Source organism: Flavobacterium aquidurense (assembly GCF_002217195.1).
In the GTDB taxonomy this organism is placed as follows: Bacteria; Bacteroidota; Bacteroidia; order Flavobacteriales; family Flavobacteriaceae; genus Flavobacterium; species Flavobacterium frigidimaris.
Window position 1 is genome coordinate 1 of sequence record NZ_MUGR01000031.1, and the last position, 14443, is coordinate 14443.

The following is a 14443-nucleotide window of genomic DNA, read 5'->3' on the forward strand; positions in this document are numbered from 1 at the left end:
AAGTTTTGCACTTCATCCCACAAAAGGAGAAAAGAAGTAAAAAGGAAACTTTATCTGTCTTTTCAAAACCCAAAAATTTCAAAACCTGTAAATCGAAAGATTCACAGGTTTTTTATTTTAAAACTCTTTTCAATCTTCAAATAAAGCTACCGGAAGACATTGATTTTACACAAAATGACTTCTCCAAATAAAAACTTTTATTTAGCTTCTTTTAATGTTGCATAAAATAATTTGTAATCAAGTGCTTAGACACTACAAAGAAACTCATTAAAAAAAAAACAAGGAGTTTCTTTATGTCTTTTAATATTTTACTGTTGCAGGAGCTGATTGCAAATCGATCAGTAGGGCAGTAGAGGATGAAATTATTGTAAAACAACAAAGAGACTTCTAAAGTCTCTTTGTTGTTTTATATCTGCTATAAATAATTATTTAGTGAATAATTTTTCAAGCCTCGTCATCATTTCATCTTTCTCCTTCTAACATCCTTTCATACAAGGCAATCTTTTCTTCGTGTAGTTTAACCAATTGATCTATTTGATTAATAGTAGAATTATAAAATACAGAGGCAGGTTGCTGACAATTGTCAAAAGTATTTGCAATAATATTTATTGCTTGTTCTTCATCAAAATTCTGAAATGCTTCAACAGGAATTTTTAATGCATGTGAGATTTGATCCAGTATATCATCTTCAATTACATCTTTTTGCTCCAGCATAGAAATTTTCTTCTGGTTCGATTCATTTCCCAGATCAAAAGCCAATGCTTCTTGTTTGATGCCCAACATTTCTCTGAAGCGTTTTACGTTTCTTCCCTGGTGTATTTTCTGTTCCATAATGAATATCACTTTTTGTAAAGGCTCAAAGATAAAGCCATTTGGGTAAAAATCCTGAATTTCAAAGATAAAAAAATACCCGGCACAACATCCGTTTTGTCAGATATTATACCTACTTGTTAAATCTTTATCGAGAACAAATTTAAAATCTTTATTTTTCCCGGTAAGCGTGTCATTGTTAATATAATATTTCTGAGCGGGTGCAGAAGCTGTTTTTACTCCGGGAGTAGCAAAGTCTAACCACGCTCTTTTTCTGTGAGCTCTTTCCCTTTTAACCTTGATTTTATTAGAGCTTAAAACAATAAACTCCTCTATAGCACTATTTTTAAATAATTTCCTGACGTTGCTCAAATCAGGTGTTTTATCTCCTTCTTTAAATTCAAATTGAGCATATTGCATCGTTTTTTTGCTCCAGTCAATTTTATAAAACAACCACCAGATTTCATTTTTACCTTTATAGTTAATGAATGCTTTGCTGCTTTTATAACTGTAAATTTTGACTTCCGAATTACTTTTTTGAATATCTTGCGCTTGTACATTGCTTAAAAAACAATGTACAAGAAGAAATAATGCCCATTTAAATTTCATAGTCTGGTGTTTCTCTTTTTTTGATTTTAATATTCAAGTATTATCCTGAATAAGGTTTTCCTGTAAATCAATTAGGTCTTTACTTTTGCGAAAAAAAACCATCGTAACTTTCCTTTTTTGATTTTTGATAATTCTAATGATTTCTTATCGAATATCGGATAACGTTCAAAATTATTAGATGCCGTTTTTTTATTTACGCTTTTCAAACAGCCATTTCGGAATTTCTTCGGTTACTAAAAACGGAATAACAATATTACCATGATTTAAGTTGTTTAAAGTCGTGAAGATCAAATGCTTATTTGAAGATAATTTATCAAACAATTCAACACTTCCGATATAAGGATTCTCGTCATCTTTTTGCCCATGGATAAGCCATATGTTTTTCTTGTTTAATTTTTTAAGATTTGAAAAATCCGGAACAGCGGCAACAGAAACAGTAGCAGCAAATTTATCCGGTGCAATATTTAGTAAATTTTGTGCAGTTGAAGCCCCCATAGAATAACCAACGAGGTAAATTCTGTTTTTATCAATGTTTGGATATTCTTTCTCAACATTTTCAATTAATTCCAGTAAGGCAAAAACATCTTTTGAAGGTTTAGAAACCTGAATACCATCGCTGTTTTTTTCATAAACAGAAGAACGCTCACTGAATTGCGGTGCAATTACGTAGCATTGATATTTGTTATAAATTTCAGGTCTCAGCCAAATTTTAGCAAATGACTCAAGTTGATTTTCATTATCATTCCCAATTCGGCTGGAATTGTGAAAAGTAATTATTAAAGGATATTTCTGATTATTGCTATTATTTTTAGGCGTTAGAAGCCTGTAAGGAATCTGTATATTCTCTTTAGTAAATGTTTTTTTTACAAAGGGATCCGTATTTAGACTGTTTAATATTTTCCTGTTATTGACGAAAGTTGCACTGTCAACAGTCGTTTTCCTAAACTCTTTTTTCTGTGCAAAAGCCAAATTTGCAGTGAAAGCAAAAAAAAGGAGTACTAGATTTCTTTTATACATTTGATTTTTATAAAATTACGGTTCAGCGAAAATATGCAATAAAATTCTAATTCCTGTAAAATTTTAAATCACTTAAAATTCTTATTTAAAACTAAAATATTACTATTAACTTAAATCCCGGATTCGCTTTTTATTTGGGCGAATATAAGAAATACATTATACCATATAAGTGATAAACCAAATATAACAATCTCTAAATCAAACGTTTTTTACTTTCTGCTCATTCTCCTTTTTGATGCTAATTCCTGATTCAGCAGATCAACTTTAACTTCTAAAACGCTGTACTATTTTTTTTACTATATTTGGCCTTGTTAGCAGTTTGCTCAACTAATTCACCCAAATTTTAAAAATGAAAAAAAAACTAATACTTATTTTATTTGTATTTACTGTTATGAATATGTTTGGACAAATGCCAACCATACCAAAACCTGATAAAGCGAACCATTCTAATAATCAGGTTTTAACTCTTAATGATATGGTTTTTAATAAAACCATAAGTCCGCTTAAAAAAGTGCCGTTAGACAAAAATTCAATCTTAGTTTATGATTACGATGGTTCTATTTTTTCATTTAATTTAGAATCTGAAGTAATCAACTGGACAGTAAAAGCTACTGATTCTAACATTGAAATGTGCGCTAATCAGGTAACACTAAAAGATGGAGTGGTATACGTTCCTTTTGTTAACGGTGAAATTTTCGCAATTGACAACCAAACCGGTAAAGTTTTTTGGAAATCAAGGTTAGGAAATATTACGGATCAAATTATACTAAAAAATCAGGTTCCGGTCATCAATAATGGGAAGCTGTATATCACCACTCAAAATCAAAATAGCAACATTTACGCTCTTGATATAAAAGACGGGAGTTTAATCTGGAATTATAAGCTGGATTATCCATACAATCATATTCCGGTTCTCTTTTTCGACAACAAAGTTTTTACTCAAAGCGCTCCATATTTCTATAGCTTTGATGCCAACACGGGAAAACTTCTTAACCGAAAAACTTTTGAGACAGCGATGTACGGAAAACCTGTTACAGATGGTGAAAATGTATTCATAGCAAATGAAAAAGATGAACTTTTTGCCCTAAATCCTAATAGTCTGGATATTTTATGGCAATTTAAAGTAGAAAACAATCAGTTTAATATCAAGGAACGTATCTTTTGCAAAGACAAAAAAGTCTATTTTGCCGCGCAAGGCCCAACAGTTTCATCTGTATATGCCGTAGATTCAAAAACAGGAACCCAGATCTGGAAAACCGATTTTAAAGATGATAATATCGAATACATCATCGAGGAAAGTGATAATATTTGGGGATATACGACTAAAGGAAAACTTTTTCAATTGGACATAACAAACGGTGAAATAGCATTTGAAGTAAAATTAACCACCAAACCTATTTCAAATCTTGAATTTGCAGAGGATGATTTCTTGTTTTATTATTCTGATGCTGCCTTAATTCAATTTGAATTTAAAACAAAAGACGAAAACGAAGTTTACTTACGAACCTCTATTAAGGACGACGCTTATAGTGCATTTGTGAAACTACTTCGATAACAAAAAAGAAGCTGTATCAGTATTGATACAGCTTCTTTTTTTTATTCCAGTTGTTAAAATCAATCAATTATGCTAGTTTTTATTTTTTAAAGACTCGCTTTTATTCGTTCCGTAATCTCATCAATCTTTCCAAGTCCATCAAAAGTGAGTACTTTCATTTTTGACTTCATATATTCAATAGCCGGTCTCGTAGATGCTTCAAAAATTTCTATTCTTTTTAAATGAATCTGAGGGTCTTTGTCGTCTTTTCGATCAGAAGTTTCCGCTCTTTTTTTAGCCCTAATCAATAATTCAGCTTTGGGGACATCAATATTCAAAACCTTTCCAATTGCCATATTTTTCGATTCAACCAGCGCAATTAAATCATCTACCTGAGGTTTCGTTCTGGGATAACCGTCTAAAATTATTCCGGGTTTTGTTTTGTTTTCTTCCAGTATTTTATCAAAAAGATTCTTTATAATAGCGTCAGGAACTAAATCTCCTTTTTCCTCATATTCAGCTATTATTTTTCCTATCTCGGTTTTATTTTTCTTTTCTTCCCTGCATCTGTCTCCGGTAGAAATATGTTCAAAATTAAGAAGCTCTTTCAATACATCACATTGTGTTCCTTTTCCTGAATAAGGCGGTCCGGTTATTATTAATATTTCCATTTATTTTTGAATGTTTTGTTCAAACGAATATAAGAAATATACTGATTAGAATTTGTCTATCTTTTTAGAATAGAAGTCAAAAAAAGGCTTAACGCTATTTTCTTCACATCCTAAAAAAAGTCAGCAAGAAGTCATTTAACAAAAAAGCCAAGCATCAAAAGAATTAAATAAAATTTAATATGAATCTTATGTAACAAATTAAGTAAAAAACTACTTATACAATATTAGCTAATGCAAAAACAACTTATAAAACATAAAGAAATATGAATTTATCAGAATGGCTCATTTTTATTTTAATCCTGCAGATTATTCATGGATTGTCTACATGGAAACTTTATTTAAAAGCAGGGAGAAAGCCTGTAGAATCCTTTATTCCAATTTACAATCTAATCATTTTGATGAAAATCATCAATCGTCCGCGCTGGTGGGTTATCTTGCTTTTTGTCCCTATTATTAATCTTTTGGTAATTCCTGTTGTCTGGATTGAAACTATCCGAAGTTTTGGAAAATATTCTACTCTGGATACTGTATTGGTTGTAATGACATTGGGATTTTATATTACGTATCTAAACTATACGGATAAAAAATTAACTTATATCGAGAATAGGGATTTACAGCCTAAAACAAAAACGGAAGACACTGTAAGCTCTCTTTTATTTGCTATAATTGTCGCTACATTGGTACACACTTATTTTGTACAGCCGTTTACTATTCCGTCTTCCTCAATGGAAAAGACATTATTAATTGGTGATTATTTGTTTGTAAGTAAGATCAATTTCGGGGCAAGAACTCCAATGACTGCAGTTGCATTGCCTATGGTACATGACTCTATTCCGTTTACGGGCACAAAATCATATTTATTTAATGATGATCGCAGCCAAAAAGAAACCTCTTTACAGAATAAATTTCAATTGCCTTATTTTAGATTTCCAGCAATAGAGAATATTAAACGTAATGAAATTGTGGTTTTTAATCAGCCTGCGGATACGCTGCGTGATATGGATAATTTTCATCCCGACCGAAATTATTACAAGCCAATTGATAAAAAAACGAATTTAGTAAAACGATGCGTGGGAGTTCCGGGCGATTCATTAGAAATTCGTGAGGGAAATGTATATATCAATGGCAAAATACCTCAATTACCGAAAAGTGCGGAAACTCAATATAATTTTATTATAGATACACAAGGCGCCACTATTAGCCAGGATGTTTTGGTGCACAGATACGGTGCGAGAGAAGGCATGAAATATGAAAACGGAAGTTTTGCACTTACCAATACGGGAGAATATTATTTGACATTAACAGATAAGGAAGCCGCAGCAATAGCAAATAATCCAGTCGTGAAAAGCGTTAAAAAATATTTGTCACCAAAAGGGAAAGACGAAGGTGTATTTCCTCATGTTCCTTCATTGGGTTGGAATATTGATAATTTTGGACCAATCTATATTCCTAAAAAAGGCGCAACGATAAAACTAGACCTGAAAACACTTCCTTTTTATAAACGAATTATAGAGGAATACGAACAGAATAATATAAAAATTCAGGGCAATGAGATTGTAATAAACGGAAAAACAAGTACCTCTTATACTTTTAAACAAGATTATTACTGGATGATGGGAGACAATCGTCAAAATTCATTAGATGCAAGATTTTGGGGATACGTTCCTTTTGATCACGTAATTGGAAAACCGGTTTTTATTTGGTTCAGCTGGGATAAAGAGGGAAGTGGCATCAACAAGGTAAGATGGAATCGTGTTTTCTCTGTAGTAAATGGGGAAGGGCAGCCTAAATCGTACCTGGTCCATTTTTTAATACTGATCGCTCTTTATATCGCAGGTGACAAAATAATAAAGAAAAGGAGAAAACAATAAAATATCGGTATCTAAAGAAAATAAATAAGCTCCTTAAAAAAGTAAGGAGCTTATTTGCTTTTTTTTATAAATTGGTAAGGATTTGAAAAAGCTTTATCAAAAAGCAATTTTTATTTTAAAGCCACAATATTTTTAATTGCAATTCCTGCAAAGCAATCGTCCATGCAGCCGTTTTCTACATATCCGCATTTTGATATCATGCCGTTATTTTCTGATTCAAAATAGGCATTTGCATTTTTCCTTTTAACCAGCCATTGTGTTTTAGCCTTCTCATAGATTTCATCTAAGGTCAAAGGGCTTGCAGCACCTGAACCTTCATGGGTATTTATTTCGTTCTCTTTTTCTGTCCATTCTAATTTGTCGGAAGGAATATTTTCAGTCTTACCTGTGTATTTGAAATCACGTTGGATTATTTTTCCATTAGATACGGTCAATGTTGTTTCCCAACCATAACTAGTGAATACAGATCCTCCATATACTACATATTTGTAAGAATTATTCGATGATTCTTTAAAATCCAACCATGCTTTTTGACTTTTTTCAAAATCATTCTGATGGTTCAAATCATCATCTGATGAACACGAAAAGAATAAGATGCTGACTAATAATAAGGTTATAAAATAAATTCTGTTTTTCATAATTGTTGGTTTATAATTTAATTGATTGATAGTTAATAATTGTATTCCAGACGTCATATTATTTTAAGTAATCCTGAATTTCATCGGGATTATTATCACTTGATATTAAATGTATAATAATAGGCGTTTTCCCTTTTTTATATAATAGCGCATTTGGCAAATAGTTGTTTATCTTACTTTTTGTATCAATAATTATTGTTCTGTTATTTTCGATTTTAAATTCAAGATATCTCTTTTCATTATAAGAAGACTTTATTCCGTTTTTTTGAAAACTCTCTCTCAATTCATTTGAATAATAGGCCCAATCGTCCATTGCGGTAAAATAGGATTCCGCTTCTACGGAGTTTTCATCATCAAAATGTTTCACTTCCGGATTAAACAGAATTACCTGCGTTGCTTCTATAACTTTAAGATCCTGTGCATTTTTGTTTTTTAGAGTTGAGAAAGAAACAACTTGCTGATTATTGGTTATGTTGTTTCCTTTCAAAATTACCCAATCGGACTTGATTTTTCCAAAATCATCAAAAAACTCAAGAGTATCCTTATCTTCAATTAAATAATTTTCAAAATCCTTGTATTTACCATCCGTACTTGCCACTTTTAGCAATTCTTCTATAAAGTCACCATCAGTATCAAATCTTGCCTGAGATCTTCTTTCTCCGTTTTTCATGTATAAAACCGAGCCTCCATTAGCCACAAACAAATGATTTATATTTTTTTTCTCATTACTGCTGTTTTCTTTTGTAACCTTAGTTTTAGCAGAGCTTATGACCGTGTTCTTTTTCTTTTGATGTTCCTTTTCCTTGCAGGATGCCAGAACTAAAATATAAAAAAATAGAAGAAAAAATTTTCTCATTGTACTTTTTTTGGTTTTGATTTCAGATTTAAAAAGTGGTTTTGCTTTTTATTTTATTTGATTTCACTTATTTTGAATCCACTTTTAACAGTTCAGAATAAATTTCATTCAGAAATTTTTGCTGGCTTTCATTCTCCTTAAAATATCTCTGATAGAGAACACTGCAACTCTCTACATCAGAAATATTTTGGGTGTTAAAAGACCAATCTTCAGTGTTTTTGACTGTAATACCGATATCATTACTACAACTTTGCCACATCTCCGAAAATTTAGTTTTTTTATCCTCAGTTAATTTTTCAAAATCTGCATAAACGGTATATCCACGCATTTCTGAATTGAAAAATTTATCAATCGAAGTTACAGGAACACCGCCCCAAATTATGAATTGCCCCTTTGGAAGTTCTATAGTGATTAATTTTTCTTCATTCAGCATTTTTTCTTGTTTTCCTTCTTTGAAAAATTGTTCTTCGTAAACTAGTTTTGTGCCTGTTGGCACTGCTATTTTTTTTACCACTAATGGTTTTACAGTAATAAAATAAGGATAATTTGGTGTCGAATTTCCGCCTGTAGGATTCATATTTCCAACACATCCTGTTAAAAACAGTAATCCTAGTAAAGAAAAAGAAGATTTGAAAAATTTCATAAGCGTCGTAATTTTATCCTATTGAACCTAATTTGCTAATATAAAGAAACATTTTCAAACCACTTGTTAAAATCTGTTTCCAAAAAGATTTAGAAAAATCACAAAAAAAAAGCCACTATTTCTAATGGCGTTTTTTGTAATTATAGTGCTTTATTTATTGACCCTTTTTAAATCTAAATCCTGAAAATCAAAACTAAAATCAATATTTGGAGAGATGCCTTTCATCAGAATCGATTGTGCTTTTCCGGTCTCATCAAGAGTAAACATGGCAAAAGCATCACAATTCATGGCTTGATATTCCCATTTTATGGCAAAAGTATTGGCGTTATAAAAAGCCAATGGTCCATTTAGTTTAGGCGAACGATACGATTTGAACCATAACTGTTTATTTTTTTCAAATACTTCAATTTCTCCAAACCATTTGTCTGCATAAACCCCTATGAAATCTTCATTTTTTACTTTTACAGCTTTGGATGATTTTACTTTTTCCCAAACTTTTTTAGTCACATCGTCACCTGTATCTCTGCCTTGCTGCATCCATCCAACTATTTTATCCGTCCATCCAAAATCATCTAAGCCTAAGTAACTGTCTGAAATTGTATTTGTAACTGCTGTAAAAAGTCCGCCGCCACCATTTTCAGTATTAGTAAAAATCACAATACCCAGGTTCAGGTCCGGATACATAGTTACAATTGATAACATTCCCGGCAAACCACCTGTATGTGACACTTTTAGATTTCCTTTTGCATCTGATATTCCCCAACCTAAACCATAACCGCTAAAATGAGAATTGTATCTCGGGTTCGGATCAGCTTCTTCTACAGTATGTATACGCCACATTTCGCTATGATTTTTAGACGAGAAAAGTGTTGTTTTCAAATCAGCATCGTATTGACCTTTATTCAGGCACACCAACATCCATTGAGACATATCAGCAACATTCGAGTATATCCCGCCCGCGGCACTATTGATCTGAACATCAAGACCGGCAATTGTTTTTATTGTTCCTGATTCAGATGAATGTGATACAGCAAAATTATTTTTATCCTTTATCAAACTGCTTCCCGCAAAAGAATTCTTCATCTGCAAAGGTTCAATAATGCGTTTTTGCACGAATTCTTCATAACTCATACCGCTAACCTTTGCTATCAGTTCTCCTGCCACTATGTAAAGTAAATTATCATAATCAAATTTAGTTCGAAAAGCAGAAACAGGTTTAAAATGCTGAAAACTGGTCACAACATCCTTAATAGTAAAGTCTGAACCATCAGGAAAAAACATCAAATCCCCAACACCCAATCCAAGTCCGCTGCGGTGCGTCAGTAAATCCTGAATGTTAAAATTCTCTGTCACATAATCGTTATACATTTTGAATTCAGGGATATAGTTTTTTACTTTATCCGTCCACTTCAGTTTGCCTTCATCTTCTAAGATAGAAAGCGCGGCAGTTGTAAATGCTTTACTGTTTGATGCAATTTGAAAATTAGTGTATTCGTTTACTGGTTTTTTAGTTTCTATAGAAGCCACACCGTATCCTTTTTGGTGAATCACTTTTCCATCCTTAACAATCGCAATTGACGCACCGGCCACTTTAAACTTTTTCAGGGCATCTTCCATTAATGCATCAATTTTGGGAGATGTTAACTGGGCAAACATTGCTGTAGAGGTAAAACAAATAAAGAGCAGGGAGGCGAAACGAATAGTTCCTTTTTTCATATTGATTATAATTTTTAGATTGTGGTATTTTGGTATGTTAAAAAAAAATGGCAACAGGAACCCTAAAACACAAGGGATTTCTATTGTAAATTAACATTTTAACAAGGCTAATATAAGAAATATCTTTATTAAAAATAATTTGTTAATAGAGGTTAATCACAGACTTATCAACATTGCCTTCTTCTGAAATTAGAATCTATTTTTAAAGAGTTTTTTTTCTAATCATTTAAAAGACTGGCATAAACAAATAAAAAAACCTCTAAAATCTATGACTTTAGAGGCTCACTTGAGATCTGATATTACGAAATTCTCCGTTTCAAATTGTTTAATTATTTTTTTTGCGCAGTTCCCTGATGTTGCAACACATAACCACTATCAATTAATTCGTTTACAATATTCAAAGCCGTTTTATCTAAGCCTATTTTGTACTGTAAATTAGCTCCTGAACTCTCATATTTGATTTTTATTACTTTGTTATCAAATGTTATCAGCTCTTCATACAAAAATTTATCATAACCAGGATGTTTAGTGCTCATGTTGTACCAGGTTGCGATCAGTTTATTATCTAAATCGTATACTTCGTATTTTTGAACTCCTAAAGCTGTTGTTGATACTACTTTTATATTACCAATCTGTTTATTATTGTTGTTTGCATCTTTTGAAATAGCACTGTAGATAGCTCCTGAATCGTCTATAGTAACCTGATACTTCTCAATACGCTTTTTCTTATCATTAGCACCATTTGCTTCTTCTTTAATTTTACTGGCTACTCCCGAAGATTCGCCGTTTATAAAGTTTTCAATAGCCTCAATGTTTAATCCTTCAGCACTCAGAAAACCTTTATCGATAAAGGCTTCTATTGCACTTTTTTGCTGATTGAGCGGGTTGAATTTTTTATAATCAACTTCATTGGTTTTTCCTGATGTTGCACTTTTTAGCACCATCCATCTTTTTCCTGTAGATTCCAGAAATTTTAATTCTGCATTAACGCTATACTGCTTATCTAGGCTTAAAACATCAAAAACCTGCTTTTTACCTTCAACATAAGCGACTGTTTTATCGTCAAGTTTTACTTCGCCATTTTTGACTTTAATTTCCTGTGCAAAGGCACAAACCGCAAGCATCGATGCTATCACAGTACAAATTGTTTTTTTCATTTTGGGGTTTTGGGTTTAAGTTATAATTCAGCCCAAAAGTATAAAAATAATTCATCAAAAAAACTCCATTATTTCTAATGAAGTTTTCTGTTTATTTGTTTGATGTAAATTTAATATCAAGGATATATCATAAGGAATACAAAAGCAAATAAATTTACTAAAAGTACTACGCCATAAACGATATTTGATTTTCCTTTACTTAACGATAACATTACAGTAAATACGGATAATGCCAGCAATACAATTGATTTTATATCGAGTCCCAGGATAATAGGCATATCCATCATAATACAAACTACAGCCACACTTGGAATCGTTAGTCCTATACTTGCCAGAGCAGAACCTAAAGCTAAATTGATACTCGTTTGCAGTCTGTTTTTTCTTGCCGCTATAATTGCTGCAATAGCTTCCGGCAACAAAATTATAGCTGCAATAACAACACCCACTAACGTTTTTGGCAAATGATAGCTTACAATAATACTTTCAATAGTAGGCGAGAGGGTTTTGGCCAATAATACTACAATACCTAAGCTTATAATAAGAAAAACAAGGCTTGTATAAAAAGTCTTATTATCGATTGGTATTGGTTCAACTGCGTCTTCATTTTCATCATCACCAACGGTAAGAAAATATTGTCTGTACCTGCTGGTTTGTGCAAATAGAAAAGAGCCATAAATAACAAGACATGCAATAGAGGCAAAAACAAGTTGCGGCAGTGAATAATAAGATCCTTTAACGCTTTCGGTAAAAGTAGGGAAGACCAATGTAAACACAATAATAGAAACCAATGAAACCAAACCAATTGTGACAGAAGACACAGAGAAATTTTGCTCGTAATGTTTTAATCCGCCAATTAAAAGACAAAGTCCAATAATACCATTTAGAATTAGCATTGTAGCAGCATATACAGTATCCCTCGCTAATGAAGCTGCTTCAGAGCCTTCTGACAACATTAAGGATACAATAATAGAAACCTCAATAACCGTTATAGAGATCGCCAGAATAATGGTTCCGTAAGGTTCCCCAACTCGTTCTGCTATTATTTCTGAATGATGTACTGCTGACATAACACTAAGAATAAGCAATATGCTGGCTACAACCTGAAAGAAGCTGCTGTTGTCTACTAATCCGCTAAAAAAAAGAATCCAGGCAAGTGCTGGAATAATAATGGTCCACTGTAGTAATTGTTTCATATATAAATATTTTTGCCAATCATTTTTTTATTCTAAAAACCGGCATTTTTAATTTTCCGTAATATAGCACTTTTTACCAGAAATAGCAAGTAAACAGGGGCATCTTTAACGATATACTAACAGAATTGGCTCCAAAAACAGCTAATTTCAATGTTTTTTTTAATCGTATAAATAAAATAAATCAAAAACCAACTTGTAATAAAAACACAAAAGAGGAGTTCTGATATAGTAACTTTTATAACATTATCTTAGCATCTATTACCTTGTTTTATTTTTTAACCAGCACGCTTTTTTAGACAAAAAATTAAATGAAAAAATTTCACTTTTTCTATATCCTGATTTTCTTAAAGATCCTTAATTTATCTGCACAAACGGATTCTAAAATTCAGAAATCTCTTTTACAGCAAATGACAGACTCTATAGCCGGCAATTATTATCCCGGCGTGCATAGCGTGCTTATTTCAAAAGATAAAGAATTAGTATACGAACAGTACTTTAATGGCTACAAAAGAGATTCTCTTCACGATTCGCGCTCTTCATTTAAGTCAATTACAAGTTTGCTGGTTGGAATAGCTATTGATAAAGGGTTTATAAAGGATGTAAATCAAAAAGTGTATGAGTTTTTTCCGGAGTATCCTTCCCTGAAAAAGGATAAACTAAAAAAGCTTCTCACAATTAAAAATCTACTTGAAATGAAATCGGGTTTTGATTGCGAGGAATTCAATGACACAAAAGACTGTGAGGAAGAAATGAGTTCAAGCAAAAACTGGGTAGCATATTCACTTAATCTTCCTATGAAAGACAAACCTGGCGAAGTATGGTCCTACACTTCAGTAGATCCGGTAATACTGAGCGGTATAATAAGCAAAGCGACAAATATGTCTATTATGGATTTTGCGAAAAAATATTTATTTGATCCTCTGGGAATTTCATCTTATCGATGGACGGTTGATCCAAGCGGAAACGGCATGACAGGAGGATCGTTTTATATCAGGCCAATAGATATGCTTAAAATAGGACAACTGGTAAAGAATAAAGGCGTTTGGGAGCGCAAACAGATTATTTCGAAAAAATGGATTTCTCAATCTACTGTTTGTGATATTGCAATTCCGGATTTTTCATTTATGAAATCCAGCAGAAGTAAAATTGGAGTTTCACAGCCTGCGTACTATGGCTATTATTGGTATCGGGAGACTATAAAAACAAAAGACCTGCAGCAAAATTTGCTCTTTGCATCCGGTAACGGCGGGCAGTATATTTTTATAATTGAAAGTTTAAACTTAACGGTTGTTTTCACACAAGGAAACTACGGTTCTTTTAAAGCCAAACAGGCTTTCGAAATTATGGCAAAGTATATTTTACCCAATTTTAAAAACTGAAAGAGATAATTTTTTACGCAGTTATTTTATTCCTTTATCATCAGAACTTTTAGTCAGCCTCACCAGTCGAACCAGTTGATATATAGCATGATTCTCTAGCGATAAAGAACGCGCTATTTCAGGAATTGCCTGCATGTGCGCTTCGCATAAATAACCAAACTCAAGTTCTTTGATTATTTTGCAATGTTTAGAAATGATCTGATTTACGATACTATTTGTCACCGCCAATTCAAGATAAACCAAATAAAAACCTTCTGAATAGTCTAACGGAGAGGCTAAATTCTTTAGAAAAGAACCGTAATTATGATCTTCCATACTATTTTATTTTAAATTAAACACGCTTTCAAAA

General features: G+C 32.2%; 13 protein-coding genes and 1 pseudogene. 3 read left to right on the forward strand and 11 right to left on the reverse strand.

All coding sequences use genetic code 11. The features are described 5' to 3' along the window. Positions 1 to 425: 425 nt before the first annotated feature. From B0A67_RS15965 to B0A67_RS15975, 3 genes and pseudogenes are all read right to left on the reverse strand, one after another. Positions 426 to 831 (reverse strand): annotated as a pseudogene (locus B0A67_RS15965) (helix-turn-helix domain-containing protein). A gap of 99 nt (positions 832 to 930) precedes the next feature. Next, positions 931 to 1419, reverse strand: coding sequence for a hypothetical protein (locus B0A67_RS15970; RefSeq protein ID WP_072963241.1), 489 nt, complete (start codon positions 1417 to 1419; stop codon positions 931 to 933). Positions 1420 to 1608: 189 nt separating this feature from the next. After that, positions 1609 to 2436 carry a carboxylesterase family protein gene (locus B0A67_RS15975; protein ID WP_072963244.1) on the reverse strand — a complete coding sequence of 276 codons (828 nt, stop codon included), beginning with the start codon at positions 2434 to 2436 and terminating at the stop codon, positions 1609 to 1611. 349 nt (positions 2437 to 2785) lie between these two features. Between B0A67_RS15975 and B0A67_RS15980 the strand changes: the two genes are divergently transcribed. Continuing rightward, entirely contained in the window at positions 2786 to 3991 is a 1206-nt protein-coding gene (locus B0A67_RS15980; protein ID WP_072963246.1) for a PQQ-binding-like beta-propeller repeat protein, read from the forward strand. An 86-nt stretch (positions 3992 to 4077) separates the two neighbouring features. Here the strand turns inward: B0A67_RS15980 and B0A67_RS15985 are convergent, their stop codons facing one another. Continuing rightward, positions 4078 to 4641 (reverse strand): adenylate kinase family protein, encoded by a 564-nt coding sequence (locus B0A67_RS15985; protein ID WP_072963249.1) that lies wholly within the window; start codon positions 4639 to 4641, stop codon positions 4078 to 4080. Between the two features lie 263 nt (positions 4642 to 4904). On the opposite strand from B0A67_RS15985, the gene lepB reads away from it, so the two are divergent. Continuing rightward, positions 4905 to 6512, forward strand: coding sequence for a signal peptidase I (gene lepB, locus B0A67_RS15990; protein WP_072963253.1), 1608 nt, complete (start codon positions 4905 to 4907; stop codon positions 6510 to 6512). A gap of 110 nt (positions 6513 to 6622) precedes the next feature. Here lepB and B0A67_RS15995 read toward each other — a convergent pair whose 3' ends face one another. The 6 genes from B0A67_RS15995 to B0A67_RS16020 all read right to left on the reverse strand — a co-directional run bounded on the left by B0A67_RS15995 (position 6623) and on the right by B0A67_RS16020 (position 12715). Then, positions 6623 to 7150, reverse strand: coding sequence for a hypothetical protein (locus tag B0A67_RS15995; RefSeq protein ID WP_072963580.1), 528 nt, complete (start codon positions 7148 to 7150; stop codon positions 6623 to 6625). A gap of 58 nt (positions 7151 to 7208) precedes the next feature. Further along, complete coding sequence (locus B0A67_RS16000) at positions 7209 to 8006, reverse strand: hypothetical protein (protein WP_072963255.1); 798 nt, start codon at positions 8004 to 8006, stop codon at positions 7209 to 7211. 67 nt (positions 8007 to 8073) lie between these two features. After that, on the reverse strand, positions 8074 to 8649 hold the full coding sequence (locus B0A67_RS16005) for a hypothetical protein (RefSeq protein ID WP_072963257.1): 576 nt from the start codon (positions 8647 to 8649) through the stop codon (positions 8074 to 8076). Positions 8650 to 8799: 150 nt separating this feature from the next. Beyond that, complete coding sequence (locus B0A67_RS16010) at positions 8800 to 10365, reverse strand: serine hydrolase (protein WP_072963260.1); 1566 nt, start codon at positions 10363 to 10365, stop codon at positions 8800 to 8802. Between the two features lie 329 nt (positions 10366 to 10694). Next, positions 10695 to 11522 carry a hypothetical protein gene (locus tag B0A67_RS16015; RefSeq protein WP_123887423.1) on the reverse strand — a complete coding sequence of 276 codons (828 nt, stop codon included), beginning with the start codon at positions 11520 to 11522 and terminating at the stop codon, positions 10695 to 10697. A 116-nt stretch (positions 11523 to 11638) separates the two neighbouring features. Beyond that, positions 11639 to 12715 (reverse strand): calcium:proton antiporter, encoded by a 1077-nt coding sequence (locus B0A67_RS16020; protein WP_072963266.1) that lies wholly within the window; start codon positions 12713 to 12715, stop codon positions 11639 to 11641. Positions 12716 to 13023: 308 nt separating this feature from the next. On the opposite strand from B0A67_RS16020, the gene B0A67_RS16025 reads away from it, so the two are divergent. Further along, entirely contained in the window at positions 13024 to 14094 is a 1071-nt protein-coding gene (locus tag B0A67_RS16025; RefSeq protein ID WP_072963269.1) for a serine hydrolase domain-containing protein, read from the forward strand. Positions 14095 to 14115: 21 nt separating this feature from the next. Here B0A67_RS16025 and B0A67_RS16030 read toward each other — a convergent pair whose 3' ends face one another. Beyond that, a complete protein-coding gene (locus B0A67_RS16030; protein ID WP_072963272.1) occupies positions 14116 to 14409 on the reverse strand; it encodes a hypothetical protein in 294 nt (97 codons plus the stop codon). Between the last annotated feature and the right edge of the window lie 34 nt (positions 14410 to 14443).